Consider the following 22,485-nt stretch of genomic DNA (forward strand, 5'->3'; position numbering starts at 1 on the left):
ATGCACGCGGGCCACGGCATCCGCTTGCGGCGCCGTGGCCGCGCCTGTCGGCCCTGGCGCGCGTGCCGCGACATGAGCGGCGGCAGCGCTTCCGCCCTCAGCCTTCCAACGCCTTCAATCCGGCCACGCCGCCGATGATCAGCGCGATGCAGGCCAGCCGCGCCAGCGACGCCGATTCCCCGAACAGCGCGATGCCCAGCACGGCGATGCCGGTCGCGCCGATGCCGGTCCAGACCGCATAGGCCGTGCCCGCCGGCAGCTGCCGCAGCGCCAGCGTCAGCAGGAACACACTGCCCAACGCCGCCGCCACGCCCAGCACGCCGGGCCACAGCCGCGTCCAGCCTTGCGCGTACTTCAAGGCCAGCGCCATCACGATTTCCGCCGCGCTCGCGGCGATCAACAACCACCAGGCCATCGCGGCCTCCTGTGCAGACTTCGGACCGCCCAGCTTACGGGCTATAGTGGGCTCGGAACAGTACGCACTTTCTGGTAACGATGGACACGCCCTCAACGCCCGCGCCGACCGCCGACGTCTTCAACGCCGCCTGCCCCTCCCGCCACGCGCTCGAACTGATCTCCGGCAAGTGGGTGCCGCTGCTGCTGCCGGCGCTGGCCGACGGCCCCCTGCGCAACGGCGAATTGCTGCGCCGGCTCGACGGCATCTCGCAGAAGGTGTTGACGCAGACCCTGCGCGATCTCGAGCGCCACGGACTGCTGCTGCGCGAGGATCTGCGCACGGTGCCGCCGCACGTGCGCTACCGCCTGAGCGAACTGGGCCGCTCGCTCAACGTCGCGCTGCTGGCGCTGGATCGCTGGGCCGAGACCCATCACCAGGAATTGCAGGCCGCGGCAGGCAGGCACGACGCCCGGCAGGCGGCGGGACCAGACCGCCCCGCCCCCGGCTGAAGCGTCGCGCGACCTTGCGTAAACTATCGCTTTTCCGGACAGAACAATGAAGAATCTCTGCGTCTATTGCGGTTCGAATCCCGGCAACCGCCCCGACTACATCGAACAGGCCCGCGCGCTGGCGCGCGAGCTGATCAAGCGCGACATCGGCCTGGTCTACGGCGGCTCGGTGGTCGGCATCATGGGCGAGGTCGCCAATGAAGTGCTGGCCGGCGGCGGCCGCGTGATCGGCGTGATCCCCGAATTGCTGCTCAAGAAAGAGCACGCGCATCGCGGCCTGACCGAGCTGCACCTGGTGCAGACCATGCACGAGCGCAAGGCCATGATGATCGACAAGGCCGACGGCTTCATCGCCCTGCCCGGCGGCGCCGGCACGCTGGAGGAGTTCTTCGAGGTCTGGACCTGGGCCCAGCTGAACATGCACGAGAAGCCCTGCGGCCTGCTCAACGTGGCCGGCTACTACGACGCCATGCTCCGGTTCCTGGACCATGCCGTGGCCGAATCCTTCATCCGCCCCCAGCACCGCGACATGCTGGTGGTCGAGCAGGACCCCGTCGCGCTGCTGGACCGCTACGCCGCCTACCGGGCGCCGGTTGTCTCGAAGTGGTTCGAACCGGTCAAGGCCGCCTGAGGCGGCCGGACCAGGCGGTCCCGCCATCACCGACATGGAGACCCACGCAATGACCCATGCTCCGCAGCCCCAGCCCAGCACGGAATCCGTCCTGCGCGACTACTTCCATGCCAAGGACGAGAACCGCCCGCTGTACATGGCCCGCGCATTCGCGCCCGACGCCGTGCTGAAGATGGCGCTGCGCACGCAGGCCATCGCGTTTCCGCCCGAATCGCACGGCCTGGCCGCCATCACCGACACGCTGGTGCGCAAATTCGGCCAGACCTACGACAACGTCTTCACGTTCTACCTGTCGCGCCCCGAGGCCGGCCAGCGGCTGTCCGAGTACCGCTGCGACTGGCTGGTCGGCATGACCGAAAAGGCCGGCGGCGCCGTGCGCGTCGGCTGTGGCCGCTACGACTGGAACTTCCAGGCCGAGCCCTATCGCGCCGAGCGCCTGACCATCACCATCGAGACCATGGTCACGCTGCCGCCGGACGACGCCGGCGCGGTCTTCGGCTGGCTGACGGCGCTGGATTATCCCTGGACCGACGCGCGCCGCGCGGTCGCCGGCGCGCCGCCGCTGGAAGCGCTGGCGCCGGTCGCGCACTATCTGCTACACCCCAACGGCCAGTAGCCCCGCGCCTGGCTGGCACCGGATCCGATTCTTGAAATACGACTTCGCCGCCTTCGACTTCGATGGAACCCTGGCAGACACCATGCCCTGGTTCAACTCCGTCCTGAACACCGTGGCCGAGAAATACGGCTTTCGCCAGATCGACGCGACCGAGCGCGAACAGCTGCGCCACCGCGACCCGATGGCGATCCTGAAGTACCTGGGCATTCCTCTGTGGAAGCTGCCCGCCATCATGACCCACATGCGCGAGCTGATGCGCGACATCGACCCATCCGTGCATCTGTTCGACGGCATGGTCGATGTACTGGCCACGCTCAAGGCCGCCGGCCTGCGGCTGGCGGTGGTCAGCTCGAATTCGATCGAGAACGTGCAGCGCGTGCTCGGGCCGCACGCGGCCGCGCTGTTCGACGACTACGAATGTGGTACGGACCTGTTCGGCAAGGCGGCCAAGATCGACCGCCTGCTGCAACGGCACCGGATCGCCCCGGAACGCTTCCTGCTGGTGGGCGACGAAATCCGCGACATCGAAGCGGCGCGCAAGGCCGGCGTGCGGGTCGCCTCGGTGGGCTGGGGCTACAACCACGTCGACGCGCTGCGCGAACGCCAGCCCGATGAACTGCTGCTGACCGTGGCGGAACTGCCCGCCGTCCTGACCTGACCCTTGCCCTTCACGTCATCATGCGCCTCGATCCCGATCACCTCGTCACCGACCCCGACGCCCTGCAAGCGCTGTACGGCGAACCCGGCGAAGCCTCGCTGAAGAAGGAAGTGGACCACGTCCACCCGCATTACCGCGCCTTCATCGAGGCCTCGCCCTTCGCCATGCTGGCCACGGCGGGACCGGACGGCCTGGACGCCTCGCCGCGCGGCGACCCGGCCGGATTCGTCGTGGTCGAGGACGAGAAAACCCTGCTGCTGCCCGACCGGCGCGGCAACAACCGCATCGACAGCCTGCGCAACATCCTGGCCGACCCACGCGTCGCCCTGCTGTTCCTGGTGCCGGGCGTGGGCGAGACGCTGCGCGTCAACGGCCTGGGCCGCATCAGCACCGATCCAGCGCTGCTGGAGCGCTTCGGCATGGACGGCAAGCTGCCGCGCTCGGTGCTGGTGGTCGAGGTGCAGACGGTGTATTTCCAGTGTTCGCGCGCGCTGCTGCGCTCGCGCCTGTGGGACGCGTCCACCCAGGTGCCGCGCAGCGCCCTGCCCAGCGCCGGCCGCATCCTGTCCGACCTGACGGCCGGCACCTTCGACGGCGTCGCCTACGACCGCGATTTTCCGGCGCGCGTGGCCAAGACGCTGTACTGAAACCCGGGCGCGGCCCGGCGCCCCCAACCTGGAGCCATGCATGGCCCGCAACGTGGAAATCAAGGCGCGCGTCGACAGCCTGGCCGCCATCGAGCCGATCGCGGCGGCGCTGTCGGGCCAGCCGCCCCAGGCCGTCGCCCAGGACGACACTTTCTTCGCCTGCGCCCAAGGCAGGTTGAAGCTGCGCGCCTTCGCCGACGGCCATGGCGAGCTGATCTTCTACCGCCGCGCCGACGACACCGGCCCGAAGGAAAGCTTCTATGTGATCTCGCCCACGGCATCGCCCGACACGCTGCGCGAGACGCTGCTGCTGGCCTATGGCGTCATCGGCCGGGTGCGCAAGCAGCGGTGCGTCTATATGGCCGGACGCACCCGCATCCATCTGGACCGCGTCGAAGGGCTGGGGGAATTCCTGGAACTGGAAGTGGTGCTGCGGGAAGATGAAAGCGTGGAGACCGGCATGGCCGAGGCGCACAGCCTGCTGGCCAGCCTGGGCGTGAAGCCCGCGCAACTGCTGTCCGGCGCCTACCTGGACCTGCTGGCCGCGCAGGCCCGGTGAAATCGGCGCGCCTCAGGCCGGCTGCCAGCCCCGCACGAACACATCCACCGGCTGGCGCTTGCCGCCGGCCTTCTGCAACTCCAGCAAGCGCAGCGCGCCTTCGCCGGTGGCGATGTCGATGCCATCCGCATCGGCGCGCAGCACGCTGCCGGGAACCGCGCCCGCCGGCGCGGGAACGGATTCGGCGCGCCAGATCTTCACCGGATCGTCCAGGCCGGGCAGGCGGATATTGGCGCCTGGCACCGGATTGAACGCCCGCACGCGGCGGGCCAGCAGGCTCGCCGGCTGCGCGCAGTCCAGCGCGGCCTCGGCCTTGTCCAGCTTGGCGGCGTAGGTCACGCCTGCCTCGGGCTGCTTGCGGGCCGGCAGGCCGTCGGCGGCCAGCGCCCGCAGCGCCGCCACGATGGCCTCGCCACCGGCCTCGGCCAGCGCGTCGTGCAACTGCGCGGCATTGGTCTCGGCGCCGATCGGCACTACGCGTTCCAGCAGCATGTCGCCCGTGTCCAGGCCCGCGTCCATCTGCATGATGGTCACGCCGGTCTGCGCGTCGCCGGCCTCGATGGCGCGCTGGATAGGCGCCGCGCCGCGCCAGCGCGGCAGGAGGCTGGCATGGATGTTCAGGCAGCCCAGGCGCGGCAGGTCCAGCACCCATTGCGGCAGGATCAGGCCGTAGGCGGCCACCACCATCACATCGGGCGCGATGGCGCGCAGCTGCGCCTGCGCCTCGGCGGCCTCGTCAGGATAACGGCCGTCGAGTCGCAGGCTGCGCGGCTGGGCCACGGCGATGCCGGCGTCCAGCGCGGCCTGCTTGACCGGGCTGGGCGTGAGTTTCAGGCCGCGACCGGCGGGCCGGTCGGGCTGGGTCAGAACCAGGGGAATGTCATGGCCGGCCGCCCGCAACGCGTCAAAGGCGATGCGAGCGAACTCCGGCGTGCCGGCGAATACGAGACGCATGGGAAGGGACCAGGAAAGGAAAACGGGGAATCAGGCGCGCTCGGCTTCGCGCTCGGCCTTCTTCAGCTTGGTCTTGATGCGGTTCTGCTTGAGGTTCGACAGGTATTCCACGAACACCTTGCCGTCCAGGTGGTCCAGCTCGTGCTGCACACAGACCGCGAGCAGGCCGTCTGCCTCGAACTCGAAGGGCTTGCCGTCGATGTCCAGCGCCTTGCAGCGGATGCTGGCGGCGCGCTCGACTTCATCGTAGATGCCCGGCACCGACAGGCAGCCTTCTTCGTAGATCTTGTAGTCGTCGCTGCGCCAGGTGATCTCGGGATTGATCAGCGTCAGCAGCTGGTTGCCGTCTTCGGACACGTCGATCACGACCAGGCGCTCATGCACGTCCACCTGCGTGGCGGCCAGGCCCACGCCGGGCGCATCGTACATGGTCTCGGCCATGTCGCGGGCCAGCTGGCGGATGCGCTCGTCGACCTCGGCCACGGGCTTGGCTTTCTTGTGCAAGCGCGGGTCCGGGTAGCGAAGGATGGGAAGTAAAGCCATGAAGAAAGATCGCCAATGATTGATTGCTTTGACATGAGTTTAATTCATTAGAGTATTGATTTCTAATAGTTTTCGGCTAACGCAGCGTTCGCTTTGGCTTCGGCCCCGTTTTCAGCGCAAGGGCGGTGCGCGATTCGATCCACCCCCGGCCGGCGGGCCGCGCCGCGCCATGCGACACTCTGGCCCCATCCTCGCCCGCAATCCGCATCCGCCCTGCCCATGCCCCTGACCCAAACCGCTGCCGAACTGTCCGCCTGGCTGCGCCTGTCCCTGGAGCCGAACGTCGGCCCGGCCACCGCCTGCACGCTGCTCAGCGCGCTGGGCCTGCCCGAGCAGATCTACGCGCGGCGGGCCACGGCGCTGGCGCGCCACCTGCCCGAGGCGCTGGCGCGCCAACTGGCCGCGCCCATGCCGGCGGACATGCAGGCGCAGGTGGAACGCAGCCTGGAATGGGCCGAGGCGCCGGACCACCACATCCTGACGCTGGCCGATCCCGGCTATCCGCAAAGCCTGCTGACCATTTCCGATCCGCCCATCCTGCTGATGGTCACGGGCAAGCCGGCCTTCCTGCAAGGCCCGGCGCTGGCCGTGGTGGGCGCGCGCAGCGCCACGCCCGGCGGCCAGGAAAACGCGCGCGCCTTCGCCCGCCATCTGGCATCGCATGGCTGGCGCGTGGTCAGCGGACTGGCCCTGGGCATCGACGCCGCCGCGCACGAAGGCGCGCTGGACGCGGGCGCGCAGGGCGGCGGCACCGTCGCCGTGATGGGCACGGGCATCGACCGCATCTATCCGGCCCGCCACCGCGAACTCGCGCACCGCATCGCCGCGCATGGCGCGCTGGTGTCCGAGCTGCCGCTGGGCGCGGGCGCACTGCCGCAGCACTTTCCCAAGCGCAACCGTATCGTGGCCGGCCTGGCGCGCGGCGTGCTGGTGGTGGAAGCCGCCAGGCAAAGCGGCTCGCTCATCACCGCGCGCCTGGCCGGCGAATGCGGCCGCGAGGTCTTCGCCATTCCGGGCTCCATCCATTCGCCGCTGTCGCGCGGCTGCCATGCGCTGATCCGCCAGGGCGCGAAGCTGGTGGAGACGGCGCAGGACATCACCGACGAGCTGGGCGGCTCGCCGCTGCCGTCGCGCCCGGCCTCGCGCGCATCGGCGGCCCCGCCGCTGCCCGCCCATCCCGTGCTGGAAGCGATGGGCTTCGATCCGCTGCACCTGGACGCCATCCAGGCCCGCAGCGGCCTGGACATCGCGGACCTGCAAACGCAGCTGGTCGAGCTGGAACTGGCGTCGCGCGTCGCGCGGCTCGACGACGGACGCTACCAGCGCTTGAAGTAAGGCCGCGCGGCACCACGCATGCGCCGCCGCCCGGCAGACCTGCCGCGCACGCGGCCCGGCGCGGAAAATCCGCGCCATGCCCGCACCATGCCAGCCCGCAGGAAACAGCCTGACCGCGCGGCATCAGCGGCATTTAGCGGGGCCGGACCATGCCGGTTTCATGCGCGGTAATATGGTCCCGGGCCGCGCTGGCCCTTACCGATACAGGAAGAGACATGGCTTTGCCCTCCCGCGTCAAGATCGTCGAAGTATCGCCTCGCGACGGTCTGCAGAATGAAAAGGAATTCGTGCCCACCGACGTCAAGGTGGAGCTGATCGACCGCCTGGCCGCCGCCGGCTTTCCCAATGTCGAGGCGGCTTCCTTCGTCTCGCCCAAGTGGGTGCCGCAGATGGCCGACGGCGCCGAGGTGATGACGCGCATCGCGCGCCGCCCCGGCACGATCTACTCGGTGCTGACGCCCAACATGAAGGGCTTCGAGGGCGCGCTGGCTGCCCGCGCGGACGAAATCGTGATCTTCGGCGCGGCCAGCGAGGCCTTCTCGCAGAAGAACATCAACTGTTCGATCGCCGAATCCATCGCCCGCTTCGAGCCCGTGGCCGAAGCGGCGCGCGCGGCCGGCATCCGCGTGCGCGGCAGCATCAGCTGCGCGCTGGGCTGCCCCTACCAGGGCGAGGTCGCGCCGGAAGCCGTGGTCGATGTGGCGCGGCGCTACCTGGCCATGGGCGTGGACGAGATCGACGTGGCCGACACCATCGGCGTGGGCACGCCGCGACGCGTGCGCGAGGTCATGGACGCGGTGACGCGGGTGGTGGATCCGGCCCGCGTGTCCGGCCATTTCCACGACACCTACGGGCAGGCGCTGGCCAATATCCTGGCCGCGCTGGAAACCGGCATCTCGATCTTCCACACCTCGGTGGCAGGCCTGGGCGGCTGCCCCTACGCCAAGGGCGCGACCGGCAACGTGGCCACCGAGGACGTGCTCTACATGCTGCGCGGCCTGGACATCGACACCGGCGTGGACTTCGACGCCGTGGTGGACATCGGCCAGTGGATGGCCGGCCATCTGAACCGCAAGGGATCCAGCCGCGCCGGCAACGCCATCGCGGCCAAGCGCGCCGCATGAGCGTGAACGCAAGCGCGCCGACCGCCGAGGAACGCGCCGCGCTGCTGCGCGATATCGGGCCCCTGCCCTTGTCGGGCCAGGCCTGGCCCGACTGGGTCCGCATCCTGTCCTGGGTGATCCTGGCGGTGCTGGGCGTGCAGGCGGTCACCTCCGCCATCGGCGCGCCGGACGCGCTCGAGGCGCTGCCCGCCGTGCTGGCCGGCCTGTGCTTCGCCGCGCTGCTGTTCGTGGCCTGGCACATGCAGACCTCGATCACCACCATCGACGAGCGCGGCCTGCGCCAGAGCTGGTACCGACGCCGCGAAGTGGCCTGGGAAGACGTGCGCCAGGCGCGCTTCGTGCCCATGCTGTTTTCCAAGCGGCTGGTGATCTTCACGCACAGCGGCCGGCCGGTGATCTTCCAGGGCGGCACGCGCGAGCTGCGCGCGGCGTTCGTCAAGATTGCTAGAGTGTATTGATCCTCCCCCCCGAAGCGCTGCGCGCTTCCCCCCCAGGGGGGCGCAGCTACGGACCGGCGGAGCCGGATCCGTGCTGCCCCGATGGTGGGGCGCTGGTGGCTTGCGTAGGGAATGGCTCGATTGGGGGGCTCTGGTGGCGTGCGGAGGGGATGGCTCGATTGGGCGTTGCCTGACTCAGATGTTCATTTCCGCGTGGGAAACCGATCAGGTCAAAAAAAACGGCCTCATGTTTTGCATGAGGCCGGTTTTTGTCTTGCGGATTTGCCGTGGCGGGCTAGCGGATCGGCAGTGCGTACATGAGGCCGCCTTGCGTCCATTGCGCGTTCAGGCCGCGCTGGATTTTCAGCGGGCTGCCCTGGCCGACGTGGCGTTCGAAGCTTTCACCGTAATTGCCCACCTGCTTGACGATCTGGTAGGCCCATTTTTCGTCCAGCCCCAGGTTGGCGCCGCTGCCGGCGGTGACGCCGAGGATGCGCTTGATGTTGGGGTTGGCGCTGTTCTTGGCCAGGTCGTCCACGTTCTTGGAGGTGATGCCGTATTCCTCGGCCTCGATCATGGCGGACAGCGACCAGCGCACGATGTTGAGCCAGGCGTCGTCGCCCTGGCGCACGAAGGGGCCCAGCGGTTCCTTGGAGATGATCTCGGGCAGCACCACGTAATCGTCCGGATTCTGCAGCTTGGAGATGCGGATCGAAGCCAGGCCCGAGGCGTCGGTGGAGAACACGTCGCAACGGCCGGCCGCGAAGGCGTTGACCACTTCGTTGAAGGTCTCGATGACGACCGGCTTGTAGGTGACGTGATTGGCGCGCGCCCAGTCGGCCAGCGTGTTCTCGTTGGACGTGCCGGTCTGCAGGCAGATAGTGGCGCCGTTGATGTCCTTGGCGCTCTTGACGCCCAGCGACTTGGGCACCAGGAAGCCCTGGCCGTCATAGAAGTTGATGCCGGCATGGATGATGCCCAACGCGGTGTCGCGCTGCTGCGTGACCGTGGTGTTGCGCGTCAGCACGTCCACCTCGCCCGATTGCAGGGCGGTGAAACGCTGCTGCGAATTGAGCGGCACCACCTTGATCTTGTCGGCGTCGCCGAACACCGCGGCGGCCACGGCGCGGCACAGGTCCACGTCCAGCCCTTGCCACTTGCCTTGCGCGTCGGGCGCGGAAAAGCCCGCGAAGCCCGTGGTCGTGCCGCAAGTCACGGCGCCGCGCTGGCGCACCACGTCCAGCGTGGCCGCTTGCGCGCCCTGTGCCGCGGCCGCCAAGAGCGCCGCGCCGATCAAGCCTTTTGCAATGTTCATGACCTGGATTCCTGTCCTGTTGATGCGAGGCGCGGAAACGCGCCAAGCCGCGAAGCTTATCGACATAAGGCGCCCGCAACAAATAACGGCCGCTTATTTAGGTATGCCTGCCACGCAGGAAGCGTGACAGGCGGGAACAAGAGTAAACCGTGGCGACGATCCGCCGCGCCGCGCGCGTTTGCGAAGGATCAGGCCGCCAGCGAAATCGACACCGGAGCGTTGGCCTCGCAGGCATCCAGCGCGCGGCCCAGCCGCACCATGCCCTCGGCGATCTGAGCCTCGTTCATGGTGGCGAAGGACATGCGCATGGCGTGCAGGTCGGCCCGCGCCGCGTCGGCGTAGAAGGCCTTGCCCGGCACGTACACGACTTCATGCTCGATGGCGTAGGGCAACAGCCGCGTGGCGTCGATCTCGCCGGTCAGGCGGGCCCAGAAGAACATGCCGCCCTCGGGCTTGCTGAAGCGCACGCGCCCGTCCAGCTCGCGCGACAGCGCCTCGGCCATCGCATCACAGCGCAGGCCGTAGGCGGCGCGGATGCGCGGCACATGCTCTTCGTAGCGACCGTTGGCCAGGTATTGCGCCACCACTTCCTGAATCCAGGCCGAGCAGGCCATGTCGTCGGCCGCCTTGGCGCTGACGCAGCGACCGCGGATCGCGGGCGGGGCCACCAGCCAGCCGATGCGCAGCCCCGGCGCCATGGTCTTGGACATGCTGGCCAGGTAGACGGCCCAGTGGCGGGCCTCGCCCTCGGCCAGCGCGGCGATGGGCGGCACGGCCTCGCCGGCGAAGCGCAGCTCGCTGTAGGGATCGTCCTCGACGATCAGGAAGCGATGCTTGACCGCCAGCTCCAGCAGTCGCAGACGGCGCGCGCGCGTCAGCGTCGCGCCACAGGGGTTCGAGAACGAGGCCACCACGCACACGATCTTGGGCTTGACGCGCGCGGCCAGCTCATCGAGCGCATCCACGTCGATGCCTTCCGGGCCGGACGGCACGGTGTGCACGGTGGCGCCGGTATAGCGCAGCGCCTGCACCGAATTCGGGAAAGCCGGCGTCTCGATGATGGCGTGGTCGCCCGGCTGCAGCATGACGCGCGTCAGCAGCGCCAGCGCCTGTTGCGAGCCGCCGGTGACGGCCAGCTCGGTGTCCGCGTCGCAGCGCAGGCCGCGCGCGGCCGACAGGCGCGCCAGCTCATGGCGCAGGCTGGCCTGGCCGTCGATGTTCGAATACTGCAGGCAGGCGCCCAGGCGCGCCATGACCTGGGACGAGGCCAGCGACAGGCCGTCCACATCGAACAGCTCGGGCGCCGGATAGCCGCCGGCCAGCGAGATCGTGCCCGGACGCATGGCGTAGGGCATGAGCGAGCGGATCGGCGAAGCGGGAGGATTCAGGAAGGGCGTGGCAAAGGCGTATTCGGGCGCTGCGCTGGACATGGCGGGACGATGGGCAGGAGGAAGGACCGTGTCGCCCGCGGGGCGGCGCCGGATAGCTTGAAACCTTGAGACATAAAGAAATGCCGATAAATTCTAAGCCTGCGAATTGCACAGGGTCAACGTCATGCCGCCCCTGTGTAGCGGAACCCGCCGCCACAGTCCTAAACTATGGGACATCGCATATTCCAGAGACCTGCATGACCGCCGCCGACACCATGGCCGGGCGCCTCGCCCAGATCCGACTACGCATCGCCCAGGCCTGCCAGCGCGCCGGCCGCGACCCCGGGGAAGTGACGCTGCTGCCCGTCAGCAAGACCTTCGGCGTCGACGCCATCCGCGCAGCCATGGCGCTGGGCCTGAACCGGTTCGGCGAGAACAAGACGCAGGAAATCCGCCAGAAGGCGGCCGCCCTGTCGGGGGAGGGGCTGCAATGGGTGCTGATCGGCCATCTGCAGACCAACAAGGCCAAGGACGCCGCGCGCGACGCCACCGAGGTGCAATCACTGGACCGCCTGGACCTGGCCGAGGCCCTGCACCGCCGGCTGGCGCAAGAAGGCCGCACGCTGGACGCGCTGGTGCAGGTCAAGACCTCCAGCGAGCCCAGCAAGTACGGCATGGCGCCGGAAGACGTGCCGGCCTTCCTGCGCCGCATCGCGTCCGACTTCCCCACGCTGCGCGTGCGCGGCCTGATGACGCTGGCCGTGAACTCGCCCGATCCCGCCGAGGTGCGCGCGTGCTTTCGCGCATTGCGCGAACTGCGCGACCGGCTGCGGCTGGACCTGCCCGCCGGCGTGTCGCTGGACCGGCTGTCGATGGGCATGAGCGGCGATTTCGAGCTGGCCATCGAGGAAGGCTCGACCGAGGTGCGCATCGGCACGGCCGTCTTCGGCGCCCGCAGCTATCCCGAGCCGCAATAGCCGGACCTCCTCGCGCGCGCCCGGGCGGCCGGATGCCGCGCCGCAGCGCCTGAAAAACCGCAACCATGCGCCGAAACGCGCAGGCATAATAGCGGCGCAAAACAGCGCGGCCGCGCCAAGCGGCGCCCGCCCGCGCATCCATATCGATCCCGCACGAGGAGACACCCCATGCACAAGCACGCGAAGCGCCTGTTGGCGCTGGCCGCCCTGTCCCTGGCCGCCACTGCTGCCAGCGCCCAATCCTGGCCCACCCAGCCGATCCGCTGGATCGTGCCCTACCCGGCCGGCGGCGGCGCCGACGTGGTCGCGCGCACGGTCGCCGGCGGCATGGAAAAACCGCTGGGCCAGACCATCGTGGTCGAGAACCGCCCCGGCGCGGCCACCATCATCGGCGCGACCGCCGTGTCCCAGGCCGAGCCGTCCGGCTACATGATCGGCACCGCCGATTCGGGCACGCTGGCCTTCAACCCCTCGCTGTACGCCAAGCTGTCCTACGACCCGTCCAAGTTCACCTACATCGGCGGCATCGCCAAGTTCCCGCTGCTGCTGGCGGTGAATGTGAACTCGCCGTACAAGTCGGTGGCCGACGTGATCGCGGCCGCCAAGAAAGAGCCCGGCAAGCTGACCGCCGCCTCGGCCGGCGCCGGCTCGCCCCACCATCTGGCGCTGGAGCTGTTCAAGCAGCGCACCGGCGCCGAGCTGCTGCACGTGCCCTACAAGGGCGCCGCGCCCGCCATCCAGGACCTGCTGGGCGGACAGGTGGACGTGATGTTCATCGATCTGGCCGCCGGCCTGCCCAACGTGAAGGCGGGCAAGCTACGCGTGCTGGCCGCGGCCACGCCCGCGCGCGTCGCCGTGCTGCCCGACGCGCCGACCATGGCCGAGCAGGGCGTGGCCAACTTCACCGCCTACGCCTGGCAGGGTCTGGTCGCGCCGGCCGGCGTGCCGGAGAACGTGGTCAAGAAGCTGTCGGCCGACCTGGACGCCACGCTCAAGACCCCGGCCGTGTCGCAGAAGATGATGGACATGGGCGTAATCCCCATGCCGCTGTCGGCGCAGGAATTCAGGGCCTATGCCGACCAGGAGCGCGCCGCCTGGGCGGACGTGATCAAGAAGGCCGGCATCAAGCTCGAATGAGCGCGCCGGCATGACACGGGACGCGGCCTTCGGGCCGCGTTTTTTTTCGTCCCGACGTTTTGATGAACTCTTGAGCTTGCTTCCGCCGCTTTCATGCGCTGGCTCTAATCGCCGCAACCATCGCACGATGCGCATCAATCAGGAGTCTTCATGAAAGCCCGCGTTTTCCTTTCCCTGGCCCTGGCCCTGCCGGCCGCGGCCCACAGTTTCACCGTGCAGATGATGCACGTCACGCCGGAAGGCATCGGCCAGCTTGCCGGCACCGTGGTGATCGAGGACAGCGCCGCCGGCGCGCGCCTGACGCCGGACCTGCGCGGCCTGCCGCCGGGTCCGCACGGCTTTCATCTGCACCAGAACGGCGACTGCGGCCCGACCGTGGTTGACGGCAAGGCTACGCCCGCCGGCGCGGCGGGCGGGCACTGGGATCCGGCCGGCCACGGACATCACCTGGGGCCTCAGCTGGGCCACGCCGTCGGCAAGGGCCACCAGGGCGACCTGCCCCGCCTGGAAGTTTCCGCCGATGGCAGCGTCCACGGCGCCGTGGTTGCGCCACGCCTGAAGGCCAGCGACTTCAAGGGCCGCAGCCTGATGATCCATGCCGGCGGCGACAACTACAGCGACACGCCCGCGCCGCTGGGCGGCGGCGGAGCGCGCATCGTCTGCGGCGTCGTGCACTGAACCTCCGCGCCTGCCCGGCGCGCCGGGCAGGAAGCCGCGCCGGCGCGCGTCAGGCCGGCGGCAGTTTCACGGCCATGCGCAGCTGCTCCGCGCAGGCGCGGCCCTGCTCGACCGCCTTGCCGAATGCGTCCGACATGATTTCGGCGTGGCTGAACCAGGCGGCTTTCCTCACCGACTTGTAGCGATAGCGGTAGCCGGCGTCCGTGGGTTCTCCGTCCAGGTCCAGGTCGAACCAGGACGAGCGCAGCGTGCAATGCAACGCAGGCGACTCGACGGTCGCGCCCGTGAGCGTCACGTCATACGAGGCCGTCTCCGGCGATCCCAGGTAGAGATCGCTCAGCTGGCCGGAGCGGCGATAGCGCGCGAACGCTTCCCACTCGTCGGTCATGTGATGCACCTGCGCACGGACATAGTGGTCGCCCACGCGGTCCAGCGCCTTCAGGTCGACCAGCTCGGCGTCGATGCGGTACGCGGAAGCCATGACGAAATCACTGGACTCGCGCCGCAAGGCGCAGTCGCGGTTCTCCGACGCGAAATGGCGGCACAGGAGCTGATCCATGCCCACCCTGCCGTGCTGGCGATCGCCCACGCTCAACTCCGCCGCCGACATGCCCGACAGCACGACGGAAGAACGGACCTCGGCCTGCCCGTCACGCAGGAAACGCTCGTGGCGGACGACGGCCGCTCCACCCTTCGGACTCGCCAGAGCAATATCCTCGCGGTGCACGGCGCCCGCGCCATCGATCACCAGCGCCCAGCGCTGCTGGATATCCGGCATGGTGAAGCCCGGCACGAACACGGGATTGGTGGGATCGAGCCACCAGGTCTCGCCGTCGACCTCGGCGCGCACGATGGCGTGATTGGGCGCGGACAGGCCGGGCAACAACAGCTCCGGCGCGACAGTGCCGCGCGCCACCAGCGCCGGCTCGGCCTTGATGCCCGCGCCGCGCAGCATGGCCGTCAGCAGGATGGCCAGATCCTTGCAGTCGCCGTAGCCGTGGCTTTCGATTTCCTGCAGGGAAAAGGGAATCTGGCCGCGCTCGGTGCCGCGCCAGTCGCCCAGATAGCGATAGCGATCATTGATGTGCCGCATGAGGCCGGCGACGGCCTGCCGGGGCGCCTGGTCGCGCGCGGCTTGCGCCGCCGCCGCGGCGGCCTTGGGCAGCGCGGCGGCCAGGATCTCGTTGTAGCGCGCGGCGAAGGTGCCGAAGTAGTCCTGCGCCGCCGTGGCGCTGCCGACCTCCAGGCGCGGCGAGCGCCGCAGATAGCCACTGTCCGGCTCGTCGACGTAGGCGAGATAGCGCGGCGCGCTCTTCAGGTCGACGACGATATGCTTGCCGTCAGGGGAAGCCTGGACCTGGAAATCCTCCATGGCCTGCGCGCGCCAGGTCATCGGCCGATCGGCGCGGAATTCGGCATGGAAGCGGTCCTGCCGCACCGGGCGCGGCGCCTGCTCCATCACGTAGTGGAACTGCGTGGCGTGCGGCACGGCGGCAAAGCGCTCGCGCAGCGTATAGACGATGGTGCTGCCGACCCGCAGATTGGGAAAGGCCAGCGAGGTCTGCTTTTGCCGCAGAAAGCCCTGTTCCGGATTGGGCGCCATCCGCGTGTCGATCTGCGCCGCGTCCAGCGCAACCGGCTTTTCACCGGGCTGGATCACCTCGGCGCGCACCACCTCGAGACTGTCGTTTTCCGCGTAGCTGCGATCCACGCGAGAAATCAGGTCGCGCCCGGACAGCGTCAGGATGGTGTAGCGGTAGGTGCTCAGGCATTCGGTGCTGTTGTCTTGTCCGAAGCGGCACTGGAATTCAACATCTCCGGCCAGGGGCGCTTCGGATACGGGCTGCAGCGCGGCGGCGGCGGGCAGGCTGGTCGCCGCCAGGAAGGCGGCCAGGATCGGGGTGCGGGGGAAACGGGGCATCAAACGGCGAGCCATCAAAAAGTAAATTGAGACTCAATGTTATTTGATACATAGTAACCATACAAGCCATGGGCCGCCGCTGGCGTCGCGCAAAGCAAAACGCCCGGCGGAACCGCCGGGCGTTTGCAAGACAGCGATACCCGCCGGCAGGCGGGCGCGTGACGGCTACACCAGCACGCGCTCAATGCCGCCCGCGTTGGCGCGGCGCACATAGTCTTCCATCCAGCCTTCGCCCAGGATGTGGCGCGCCATCTCGACCACGATGTAGTCGGCGTCCATGCCGGTGTCGCCCTCGTAGCGCGACAGGCCCTGCAGGCAGGACGGACAGGACGTCAACACCTTCACGTCGCCGTTGTAGCCGTCGCCGCGCAGGGTCTCGGCGCCCTTGAGCAGCTCTTCCTGCTTGCGGAAGCGCACCTGCGTGGACACGTCGGGCCGCGAGACGGCCAGCGTGCCGGACTCGCCGCAGCAACGGTCGCTCTTGATGGCGCCGTCGCCCACCAGCGAACGCACGGTCTTCATCGGATCCTGCAGCTTCATGGGCGTGTGGCAGGGGTCGTGGTACATGTAGCGCACGCCCTTGGCGCCGTCGAGCTTGATGCCCTTTTCCAGCAGGTATTCGTGGATGTCGATCAGGCGGCAGCCCGGGAATATCTTGTCGAACTCATAGCCCGACAGCTGGTCGTAGCAGGTGCCGCAGCTGACCACCACGGTCTTGATGTCCAGGTAGTTCAGCGTGTTGGCCACGCGGTGGAACAGCACCCGGTTGTCGGTGATGATCTGCTCGGCCTTGTCGGTCATGCCGTTGCCGCGCTGGGGATAGCCGCAGCACAGGTAGCCCGGCGGCAGCACGGTCTGCACGCCGGCGTGCCACAGCATCGCCTGGGTCGCCAGGCCCACCTGCGAGAACAGGCGCTCGGAACCGCAGCCGGGGAAGTAGAACACCGCCTCGGTGTCGGCCGAGGTCGTCTTCGGATCACGGATGATCGGAACGTAGTTGGCGTCCTCGATGTCCAGCAGCTTGCGCGCGGCCTGCTTGGGCAGGCCGCCCGGCATCTTCTTGTTGACGAAGTGGATCACTTGCTCGCGCAGCGCCGGCTTGCCCACCGTGGCGGGCGGCTGCGCGGTCTGCTTGCGCGCCAGGCCCGACAGCAGGTCATGCGCGGCGCGCTGGATCTTGTAGCCCACGCCCACCATGGCCTTGCGGGTGGCGTTGATGGTGGCCGGATCCTTCGCGTTCAGGAAGAACATGGCGCTGGCCGTGCCGGGGTTGAACGACTTGCGGCCCATGCGGCGCAGCAGCGCGCGCATGTTCATGGACACGTCGCCGAAGTCGATGTCCACCGGACAGGGCGTGTAGCACTTGTGGCAGACCGTGCAGTGGTCGGCCACGTCCTCGAACTCTTCCCAGTGCTTCAGGCTGACGCCGCGACGGGTCTGCTCTTCGTACAGGAAGGCCTCGACCAGCAGCGAGGTCGCCAGGATCTTGTTGCGCGGCGAGTACAGCAGGTTCGCGCGCGGCACGTGGGTCGAACAGACCGGCTTGCACTTGCCGCAGCGCAGGCAGTCCTTGATGGATTCGGAGATGGCGCCGATATCGCTCTGCTGCATGATGAGCGATTCGTGTCCCATCAGGCTGAAGCTGGGCGTCCAGGCGTGGCGCAGGTCCGCGCCGGGCATCAGCTTGCCGGCGTTGAAGTGGCCGTTGGGGTCGACGCGGCGCTTGTATTCCTGGAACGGGGCCAGCTCGGCCTCGGTCAGGAATTCGTACTTGGTCAGGCCGATGCCGTGCTCGCCCGAGATCACGCCGTCCAGGTCGCGCGCGATCTGCATGATGCGCTCGACGGCCGCGTGGGCCTCGCGCAGCATGCCGTAGTCATCGGAGTTGACCGGGATGTTGGTGTGCACGTTGCCGTCGCCGGCGTGCATGTGCAGGGCCACGAACACGCGGCTCTTGAGCACGCGGCCATGGATGGCGACGAGTTCGTCCAGGATGCGCTTGCCGGCCGCGCCGGAAAACAGGCGCTGCAGGCCCGCCAGCACTTCCACCTTCCAGGACACGCGGATGGTCCGGTCCTGCACCACGTCGAAGACGCGGGCGGCGGGCTGCGCGGCCAGGCGGTCCGACAGCGCGCCTTGCAGCGCGCCCAGGCCCAGCCCGCCCAGTTCGGGCAGCGCCTGGATCAGCGGCAGGTCCAGGTTGTCCAGCAGCCACTGCCAGCGCTGGCGCGCGCCGGCCAGCAGTTCCTGCGCCTGGCGCGTGCGCTCGGCCAGCACCTCGGCGCGGGTGATCTCGGCGTCGGCCGCGTCCTCGGCCTTGCCCACCGGCAGCGGGCTCGCCAGGTAGGCGTCCAGCTCGGTCAGCAGCCGCAGCTTGTTGCTGGTGGACAGCTCGATATTGATGCGCTCGATGTGATCCGTGTACTCGCCCATGCGCGGCAGCGGGATCACCACGTCTTCGTTGATCTTGAAGGCGTTGGTGTGGCGCGCGATGGCGGCGGTGCGCGAACGGTCGAGCCAGAATTTCTTGCGCGCCTCGGCGCTGACGGCCACGAAGCCTTCGCCGTGGCGAGTATTGGCCAGGCGCACCACTTCGCTGGCGGCCGCGGCCACCGCGTCCTCGTCGTCGCCGACGATGTCGCCGATCAGCACCATCTTGGGCAGCACGCCGCGCTTGCTCTTGGTGGCGTAGCCCACCGCGCGCAGGTAGCGCTCGTCCAGATGCTCCAGGCCGGCCAGGATGGCGCCGCGCTCGCGGCCCTCGCCGTCCAGGTAGCCCTTGACCTCGACGATCGACGGAATCGCGTCGCGCGCCTGGCCGAAGAACTCCATGCAGACCGTGCGGGTGTGCTTGGGCATGCGGTGCAGCACCCAGCGCGCCGAGGTGATCAGGCCGTCGCAGCCTTCCTTCTGCACGCCGGGCAGGCCGGCCAGGAACTTGTCGGTGACGTCCTTGCCCAGACCTTCCTTGCGGAACACGCGGCCGGCGATCTCCAGCGTCTCGGTCTTGAGCAGGCGTTCGCCGGGCTTGCCGCGTCCGTCGAACCACTTGAGTTCGAAGCGCGCCACGTCCACGTCGTGGATCTTGCCCATGTTGTGGGCCAGGCGCGTGACTTCGAGCCAGTTGCCGTCCGGATCGACCATGCGCCACCAGGCCAGATTGTCCAGCGCGGTGCCCCACAGCACGGCCTTCTTGCCGCCTGCGTTCATGGCGATGTTGCCGCCCACGCAGGACGCCTCGGCCGAGGTCGGGTCCACCGCGAACACAAAGCCAGCGGCCTCGGCGGCCTCGGACACGCGCTTGGTCACCACGCCGGCGCCGGCGTGAATCACCGCCACAGGCTCGGTCAGGCCGGGCAGGATACAGGACTCGACCTTGCCCAGCTTGTCGAATTTCTCGGTGTTGATGACGGCCGACTTCCAGGTCAGCGGAATGGCGCCGCCGGTATAGCCGGTGCCGCCGCCGCGCGGCACGATGGTCAGGCCCAGCTCGATACAGGCCGTGACCAGCGCGGCGATCTCGTCCTCCGAATCCGGCGTCAGCACCACGAACGGGTACTCGACGCGCCAGTCGGTGGCGTCGGTCACGTGCGAAACGCGCGACAGGCCATCGAACTTGATGTTGTCGCGCGCGGTGATGCGGCCCAGCGTCTTCTGCGCCTGCTTGCGCAGCATGGCGGTCTGGTCGAACTCGCCCTCGAAGGCGGCGATGGCGGAACGCGCCCGCGCCAGCAGGCTCACGACCTTCTCGTCGCGCTGCGGATCATGGCCGGCCTCGGCCGGCGTGCCCGGCTCGCGGCGGCGGTCGATCTCGCCCACGCGGTGGTTGAGCGCGTCGATCAGCTGCTTGCGGCGCTTGGGATTGTCCAGCAGGTCGTCCTGCAGGTAGGGATTGCGGCGCACCACCCAGATGTCGCCCAGCACCTCATACAGCATGCGGGCGGAACGGCCGGTGCGGCGCTCGCCTCGCAGGTCGCTGAGCAGGCTCCAGGCGTCTTCGCCCAAAAGCCGGCCCACGATTTCCCGGTCGGAAAACGAGGTGTAGTTGTAAGGAATCTCGCGCAAGCGCGCGGGTGCGGCGGGCGGCAACGCCCCGGTCAGGATGTGGCTAGCGAGTGGGGCGTTCATGGAAGCGCAAGAGTGGGCCCTTAAAAAATCATTTTATGCCATCGCGCGGCCCGGCCCCGAATATCCCCGCCGGCGCGCCCGGCAATACGCGTGCGACTATTGATACGTCCCTTTATTTTCGGACAAATCCGAAGCGTCAGAGCTGGCCCGGGAAGAACCACAACAGGCCGGCCGTCATCGCCACGTAGCGCAGGAACTTGCCGATGGCCATGTAGGCCACGCAGGGCCAGAATGACAGCCGCAGCCACCCGGCCACGGCGCACAGCGGGTCGCCCACGACCGGCAGCCAGGACAGCAGCAGCGCCGGCGGACCCATGCGGTGCAGCCAGGCGTGCGCGCGCTGGTTCCAGCGGCCGCGCATGCGGCCGTCGGGCCCGGCATCGGAATGGGACTCGTGGGGATGGGGGTGTTTTTCCTTCCAGCGCTGCACCGCGCGCTCGGCGGCCAGCCCCATGGCATAGCTGATCGCGCCGCCGATGGTATTGCCCAGCGTCGCCACCAGCACGGCCGGCCAGAACATGTCCGGCGCCAGCTTGATGTAGCCGAACACCGCCGGCTCGGAACCGAGCGGCAACAGGGTCGCGGACACCAGCGAGACCGTGAAAATGGCTGACAGCCCGACGGACGGCAAGGCCAGCACCGCGAGCAGCCAGTGGATGGCGGACAACAGACTTTCTTCCATGATGCGCGAGTGTAGCCGCGACCGGCCCGGCGCGCCGTCCAAGCCGCCGGCCGCCCCGCGCCACGGCCCCGCAAGCCGCGCCGGGCCTGGCTGCGGGCCGGTTTCCCTATGGTAATCTGCCCCACCCCCTCCCCCCTTTTCCGCCCCGCACGCGCGCCCTCATGTCCACCGATTACCTGAAACGCATCCTGACTTCCAAGGTCTACGACGTCGCCGTCGAATCGCCGCTGGAGCCGGCCCCGCTGCTGTCGCAGCGGCTGTCCAACACGGTGCTGCTCAAGCGCGAGGACACCCAGGCCGTGTTCAGCTTCAAGCTGCGCGGGGCCTACAACAAGATGGCCAACCTGCCGCCCGCCGCGCGCAACCGCGGCGTGATCGCGGCCTCGGCCGGCAACCATGCGCAAGGCGTGGCGCTGGCGGCCACGCGGCTGGGTTGCCGCGCGGTCATCGTCATGCCCACCACCAGCCCGCAGGTGAAGGTGGACGCGGTGCGCCGCCTGGGCGGCGAGGTGGTGCTGGCCGGCGAGAGTTTCTCCGACGCCTACGCCCACGCGCAGGTGCTGGAAAAGAAGGAAAAGCTGACCTTCGTGCATCCGTTCGACGATCCCGACGTGATCGCCGGCCAGGGTACGGTGGGAATGGAGATCCTGCGCCAGCATCCGGGTCCGATCGACGCCATCTTCGTGGCGATCGGCGGCGGCGGGCTGATCTCGGGCGTGGCCGCCTACATCAAGCAGCTGCGCCCCGAGATCAAGATCATCGGCGTGCAGACCGAGGACTCCGACGCCATGCTGCGCAGCGTGCGCGCGGGCCGGCGCGTGCAGCTGAACGACGTGGGCCTGTTCTCGGACGGCACCGCGGTGAAGATGGTGGGCGCCGAGACCTTCAAGCTCACGCGCCAGTATGTCGATGACTTCGTGGTGGTGAACACCGACGCGATCTGCGCGGCCATCAAGGATGTGTTCCAGGACACGCGCAGCGTGCTGGAGCCGGCCGGCGCCATGGCCGTCGCCGCCGCCAAGCAATACGCGGCCGAGCATCACCTGAAGGGCAAGACGCTGGTGGCCATCGCCTGCGGCGCCAACATGAATTTCGACCGGCTGCGCTTCGTCTCCGAGCGCGCCGAGGTCGGCGAGATGCGCGAAGCCATCTTCGCCGTCACCATGCCCGAACAGCGCGGCAGCTTCCGCCGCTTCTGCGAGCTGGTCGGCGAGCGCAGCGTCACCGAGTTCAACTACCGCATCTCGGATTCCGACCGCGCCCATGTGTTCGTCGGCATCCAGGTGTCCTCGCCGGCCGAGCCCGACAAGATCGCCGCCAACTTCCGCCGCCACGGTTTCGACACGCTCGACCTGACCCACGACGAAATGGCCAAGACCCACTTGCGCCACATGGTCGGCGGGCGTTCCGCGCAGGCGCGCGACGAGCTGCTGTACCGCTTCGAGTTCCCGGAGCGTCCGGGCGCGCTGATGCGTTTCCTGAATGCGATGAATCCGGACTGGAACATCAGCCTGTTCCATTACCGCAACCAGGGCGCCGACTACGGCCGCATCCTGATCGGCATCCAGGTGCCGGCGGCCGACAAGAAGCAGTTCCGCGCCTTCGTGGCCGAACTGGGCTATCCGCACTGGAACGAGACCGACAACCCGGCCTACAAGCTGTTCCTGTAGCCGCGCGCGCCGCCGCAAGCCGGGCCGCCATGCCGGCGCGCGGACAACGGCAAGCCCAAAAGCGAGAGGGCCTCCAGATGGAGGCCCTTCCCTTCTCAGCTCAAGTCGCGCCCGGCCTCAACCGGAGGGGGGGTTCGCTGTCACTCGGCGGCTCACGGAGATGGGCCGCGCATTCAGCAAGGTCTGGCCGGGCGCGC

General features: G+C 68.7%; 21 protein-coding genes. 13 read left to right on the forward strand and 8 right to left on the reverse strand.

The features are described 5' to 3' along the window. Positions 1-97: 97 nt before the first annotated feature. On the reverse strand, positions 98-415 hold the full coding sequence (locus C2U31_RS02840; RefSeq protein ID WP_103271453.1) for a multidrug efflux SMR transporter: 318 nt from the start codon (positions 413-415) through the stop codon (positions 98-100). An 80-nt stretch (positions 416-495) separates the two neighbouring features. Between C2U31_RS02840 and C2U31_RS02845 the strand changes: the two genes are divergently transcribed. Genes C2U31_RS02845 through C2U31_RS02870 form a run of 6 tightly spaced genes read left to right on the forward strand, consistent with a single transcriptional unit; the run spans position 496 to position 4,017 of the window. Next, entirely contained in the window at positions 496-906 is a 411-nt protein-coding gene (locus C2U31_RS02845) for a helix-turn-helix domain-containing protein (protein ID WP_103271454.1), read from the forward strand. A 46-nt stretch (positions 907-952) separates the two neighbouring features. After that, positions 953-1,537, forward strand: a complete 585-nt coding sequence (locus C2U31_RS02850; protein WP_103271455.1) for a TIGR00730 family Rossman fold protein — start codon at positions 953-955, stop codon at positions 1,535-1,537. 34 nt (positions 1,538-1,571) lie between these two features. Beyond that, positions 1,572-2,153: a hypothetical protein gene (locus C2U31_RS02855; protein ID WP_369869732.1), complete on the forward strand. Its 582-nt coding sequence runs from the start codon at positions 1,572-1,574 to the stop codon at positions 2,151-2,153. A gap of 31 nt (positions 2,154-2,184) precedes the next feature. Continuing rightward, positions 2,185-2,811 carry an HAD hydrolase-like protein gene (locus C2U31_RS02860; RefSeq protein ID WP_103271457.1) on the forward strand — a complete coding sequence of 209 codons (627 nt, stop codon included), beginning with the start codon at positions 2,185-2,187 and terminating at the stop codon, positions 2,809-2,811. 20 nt (positions 2,812-2,831) lie between these two features. Beyond that, complete coding sequence (locus tag C2U31_RS02865; RefSeq protein WP_103271458.1) at positions 2,832-3,458, forward strand: pyridoxamine 5'-phosphate oxidase family protein; 627 nt, start codon at positions 2,832-2,834, stop codon at positions 3,456-3,458. Between the two features lie 40 nt (positions 3,459-3,498). Continuing rightward, complete coding sequence (locus C2U31_RS02870; RefSeq protein ID WP_103271459.1) at positions 3,499-4,017, forward strand: class IV adenylate cyclase; 519 nt, start codon at positions 3,499-3,501, stop codon at positions 4,015-4,017. A 12-nt stretch (positions 4,018-4,029) separates the two neighbouring features. On the opposite strand, the gene fmt is transcribed toward C2U31_RS02870, so the two are convergent. Continuing rightward, complete coding sequence (gene fmt / locus C2U31_RS02875; protein ID WP_103271460.1) at positions 4,030-4,971, reverse strand: methionyl-tRNA formyltransferase; 942 nt, start codon at positions 4,969-4,971, stop codon at positions 4,030-4,032. Between the two features lie 30 nt (positions 4,972-5,001). Next, positions 5,002-5,514, reverse strand: a complete 513-nt coding sequence (def, locus tag C2U31_RS02880; RefSeq protein ID WP_103271461.1) for a peptide deformylase — start codon at positions 5,512-5,514, stop codon at positions 5,002-5,004. Between the two features lie 219 nt (positions 5,515-5,733). On the opposite strand from def, the gene dprA reads away from it, so the two are divergent. From dprA to C2U31_RS02895, 3 genes are all read left to right on the forward strand, one after another. After that, entirely contained in the window at positions 5,734-6,849 is a 1,116-nt protein-coding gene (gene dprA, locus C2U31_RS02885) for a DNA-processing protein DprA (protein WP_103271462.1), read from the forward strand. A 215-nt stretch (positions 6,850-7,064) separates the two neighbouring features. Beyond that, on the forward strand, positions 7,065-7,973 hold the full coding sequence (locus C2U31_RS02890) for a hydroxymethylglutaryl-CoA lyase (RefSeq protein ID WP_103271463.1): 909 nt from the start codon (positions 7,065-7,067) through the stop codon (positions 7,971-7,973). Next, entirely contained in the window at positions 7,970-8,431 is a 462-nt protein-coding gene (locus tag C2U31_RS02895; protein ID WP_103271464.1) for a hypothetical protein, read from the forward strand. Before C2U31_RS02890 ends, C2U31_RS02895 begins: the two co-directional genes overlap by 4 nt. Before the next feature lie 274 nt (positions 8,432-8,705). Here the strand turns inward: C2U31_RS02895 and C2U31_RS02900 are convergent, their stop codons facing one another. Then, a complete protein-coding gene (locus tag C2U31_RS02900; RefSeq protein WP_103271465.1) occupies positions 8,706-9,725 on the reverse strand; it encodes an amino acid ABC transporter substrate-binding protein in 1,020 nt (339 codons plus the stop codon). Positions 9,726-9,913: 188 nt separating this feature from the next. Beyond that, positions 9,914-11,155 (reverse strand): PLP-dependent aminotransferase family protein, encoded by a 1,242-nt coding sequence (locus tag C2U31_RS02905; RefSeq protein ID WP_103271466.1) that lies wholly within the window; start codon positions 11,153-11,155, stop codon positions 9,914-9,916. Between the two features lie 197 nt (positions 11,156-11,352). Between C2U31_RS02905 and C2U31_RS02910 the strand changes: the two genes are divergently transcribed. From C2U31_RS02910 to sodC, 3 genes are all read left to right on the forward strand, one after another. Beyond that, on the forward strand, positions 11,353-12,072 hold the full coding sequence (locus tag C2U31_RS02910) for a YggS family pyridoxal phosphate-dependent enzyme (protein WP_103271467.1): 720 nt from the start codon (positions 11,353-11,355) through the stop codon (positions 12,070-12,072). Positions 12,073-12,240: 168 nt separating this feature from the next. Continuing rightward, positions 12,241-13,209, forward strand: coding sequence for a tripartite tricarboxylate transporter substrate binding protein (locus tag C2U31_RS02915; RefSeq protein ID WP_103271468.1), 969 nt, complete (start codon positions 12,241-12,243; stop codon positions 13,207-13,209). 150 nt (positions 13,210-13,359) lie between these two features. Next, on the forward strand, positions 13,360-13,887 hold the full coding sequence (gene sodC, locus C2U31_RS02920) for a superoxide dismutase family protein (RefSeq protein ID WP_103271469.1): 528 nt from the start codon (positions 13,360-13,362) through the stop codon (positions 13,885-13,887). A gap of 49 nt (positions 13,888-13,936) precedes the next feature. On the opposite strand, the gene C2U31_RS02925 is transcribed toward sodC, so the two are convergent. The 3 genes from C2U31_RS02925 to C2U31_RS02935 all read right to left on the reverse strand — a co-directional run bounded on the left by C2U31_RS02925 (position 13,937) and on the right by C2U31_RS02935 (position 20,618). Beyond that, the gene (locus C2U31_RS02925) at positions 13,937-15,808 is read right to left on the reverse strand and encodes a DUF3857 domain-containing transglutaminase family protein (protein WP_103271470.1); all 1,872 of its coding nucleotides are present in this window, start codon (positions 15,806-15,808) and stop codon (positions 13,937-13,939) included. Positions 15,809-15,973: 165 nt separating this feature from the next. Then, positions 15,974-19,936 (reverse strand): FAD/FMN-binding oxidoreductase, encoded by a 3,963-nt coding sequence (locus C2U31_RS02930; RefSeq protein ID WP_103271471.1) that lies wholly within the window; start codon positions 19,934-19,936, stop codon positions 15,974-15,976. 136 nt (positions 19,937-20,072) lie between these two features. Beyond that, positions 20,073-20,618, reverse strand: coding sequence for a YqaA family protein (locus C2U31_RS02935; protein ID WP_103271472.1), 546 nt, complete (start codon positions 20,616-20,618; stop codon positions 20,073-20,075). A gap of 161 nt (positions 20,619-20,779) precedes the next feature. On the opposite strand from C2U31_RS02935, the gene ilvA reads away from it, so the two are divergent. Continuing rightward, complete coding sequence (ilvA, locus tag C2U31_RS02940) at positions 20,780-22,288, forward strand: threonine ammonia-lyase, biosynthetic (protein WP_103271473.1); 1,509 nt, start codon at positions 20,780-20,782, stop codon at positions 22,286-22,288. Positions 22,289-22,485: the final 197 nt, after the last annotated feature.

This window comes from Achromobacter sp. AONIH1 (genome assembly GCF_002902905.1).
GTDB lineage: Bacteria > Pseudomonadota > Gammaproteobacteria > Burkholderiales > Burkholderiaceae_B > Achromobacter.

Excerpts from the sequence above, each read along its gene's own strand:
- C2U31_RS02840 (WP_103271453.1), bottom strand. The coding sequence starts at position 415 with ATGGCCTGGTGGTTGTTGATCGCCGCGAGCGCGGCGGAAATCGTGATG.
- C2U31_RS02845 (WP_103271454.1), top strand. The coding sequence starts at position 496 with ATGGACACGCCCTCAACGCCCGCGCCGACCGCCGACGTCTTCAACGCC.
- C2U31_RS02850 (WP_103271455.1), top strand. The coding sequence starts at position 953 with ATGAAGAATCTCTGCGTCTATTGCGGTTCGAATCCCGGCAACCGCCCC.
- C2U31_RS02855 (WP_369869732.1), top strand. The coding sequence starts at position 1,572 with ATGGAGACCCACGCAATGACCCATGCTCCGCAGCCCCAGCCCAGCACG.
- C2U31_RS02865 (WP_103271458.1), top strand. The coding sequence starts at position 2,832 with ATGCGCCTCGATCCCGATCACCTCGTCACCGACCCCGACGCCCTGCAA.
- C2U31_RS02870 (WP_103271459.1), top strand. The coding sequence starts at position 3,499 with ATGGCCCGCAACGTGGAAATCAAGGCGCGCGTCGACAGCCTGGCCGCC.
- fmt (WP_103271460.1), bottom strand. The coding sequence starts at position 4,971 with ATGCGTCTCGTATTCGCCGGCACGCCGGAGTTCGCTCGCATCGCCTTT.
- def (WP_103271461.1), bottom strand. The coding sequence starts at position 5,514 with ATGGCTTTACTTCCCATCCTTCGCTACCCGGACCCGCGCTTGCACAAG.
- dprA (WP_103271462.1), top strand. The coding sequence starts at position 5,734 with ATGCCCCTGACCCAAACCGCTGCCGAACTGTCCGCCTGGCTGCGCCTG.
- C2U31_RS02890 (WP_103271463.1), top strand. The coding sequence starts at position 7,065 with ATGGCTTTGCCCTCCCGCGTCAAGATCGTCGAAGTATCGCCTCGCGAC.
- C2U31_RS02895 (WP_103271464.1), top strand. The coding sequence starts at position 7,970 with ATGAGCGTGAACGCAAGCGCGCCGACCGCCGAGGAACGCGCCGCGCTG.
- C2U31_RS02900 (WP_103271465.1), bottom strand. The coding sequence starts at position 9,725 with ATGAACATTGCAAAAGGCTTGATCGGCGCGGCGCTCTTGGCGGCCGCG.
- C2U31_RS02905 (WP_103271466.1), bottom strand. The coding sequence starts at position 11,155 with ATGTCCAGCGCAGCGCCCGAATACGCCTTTGCCACGCCCTTCCTGAAT.
- C2U31_RS02910 (WP_103271467.1), top strand. The coding sequence starts at position 11,353 with ATGACCGCCGCCGACACCATGGCCGGGCGCCTCGCCCAGATCCGACTA.
- C2U31_RS02915 (WP_103271468.1), top strand. The coding sequence starts at position 12,241 with ATGCACAAGCACGCGAAGCGCCTGTTGGCGCTGGCCGCCCTGTCCCTG.
- sodC (WP_103271469.1), top strand. The coding sequence starts at position 13,360 with ATGAAAGCCCGCGTTTTCCTTTCCCTGGCCCTGGCCCTGCCGGCCGCG.
- C2U31_RS02925 (WP_103271470.1), bottom strand. The coding sequence starts at position 15,808 with ATGCCCCGTTTCCCCCGCACCCCGATCCTGGCCGCCTTCCTGGCGGCG.
- C2U31_RS02930 (WP_103271471.1), bottom strand. The coding sequence starts at position 19,936 with ATGAACGCCCCACTCGCTAGCCACATCCTGACCGGGGCGTTGCCGCCC.
- C2U31_RS02935 (WP_103271472.1), bottom strand. The coding sequence starts at position 20,618 with ATGGAAGAAAGTCTGTTGTCCGCCATCCACTGGCTGCTCGCGGTGCTG.
- ilvA (WP_103271473.1), top strand. The coding sequence starts at position 20,780 with ATGTCCACCGATTACCTGAAACGCATCCTGACTTCCAAGGTCTACGAC.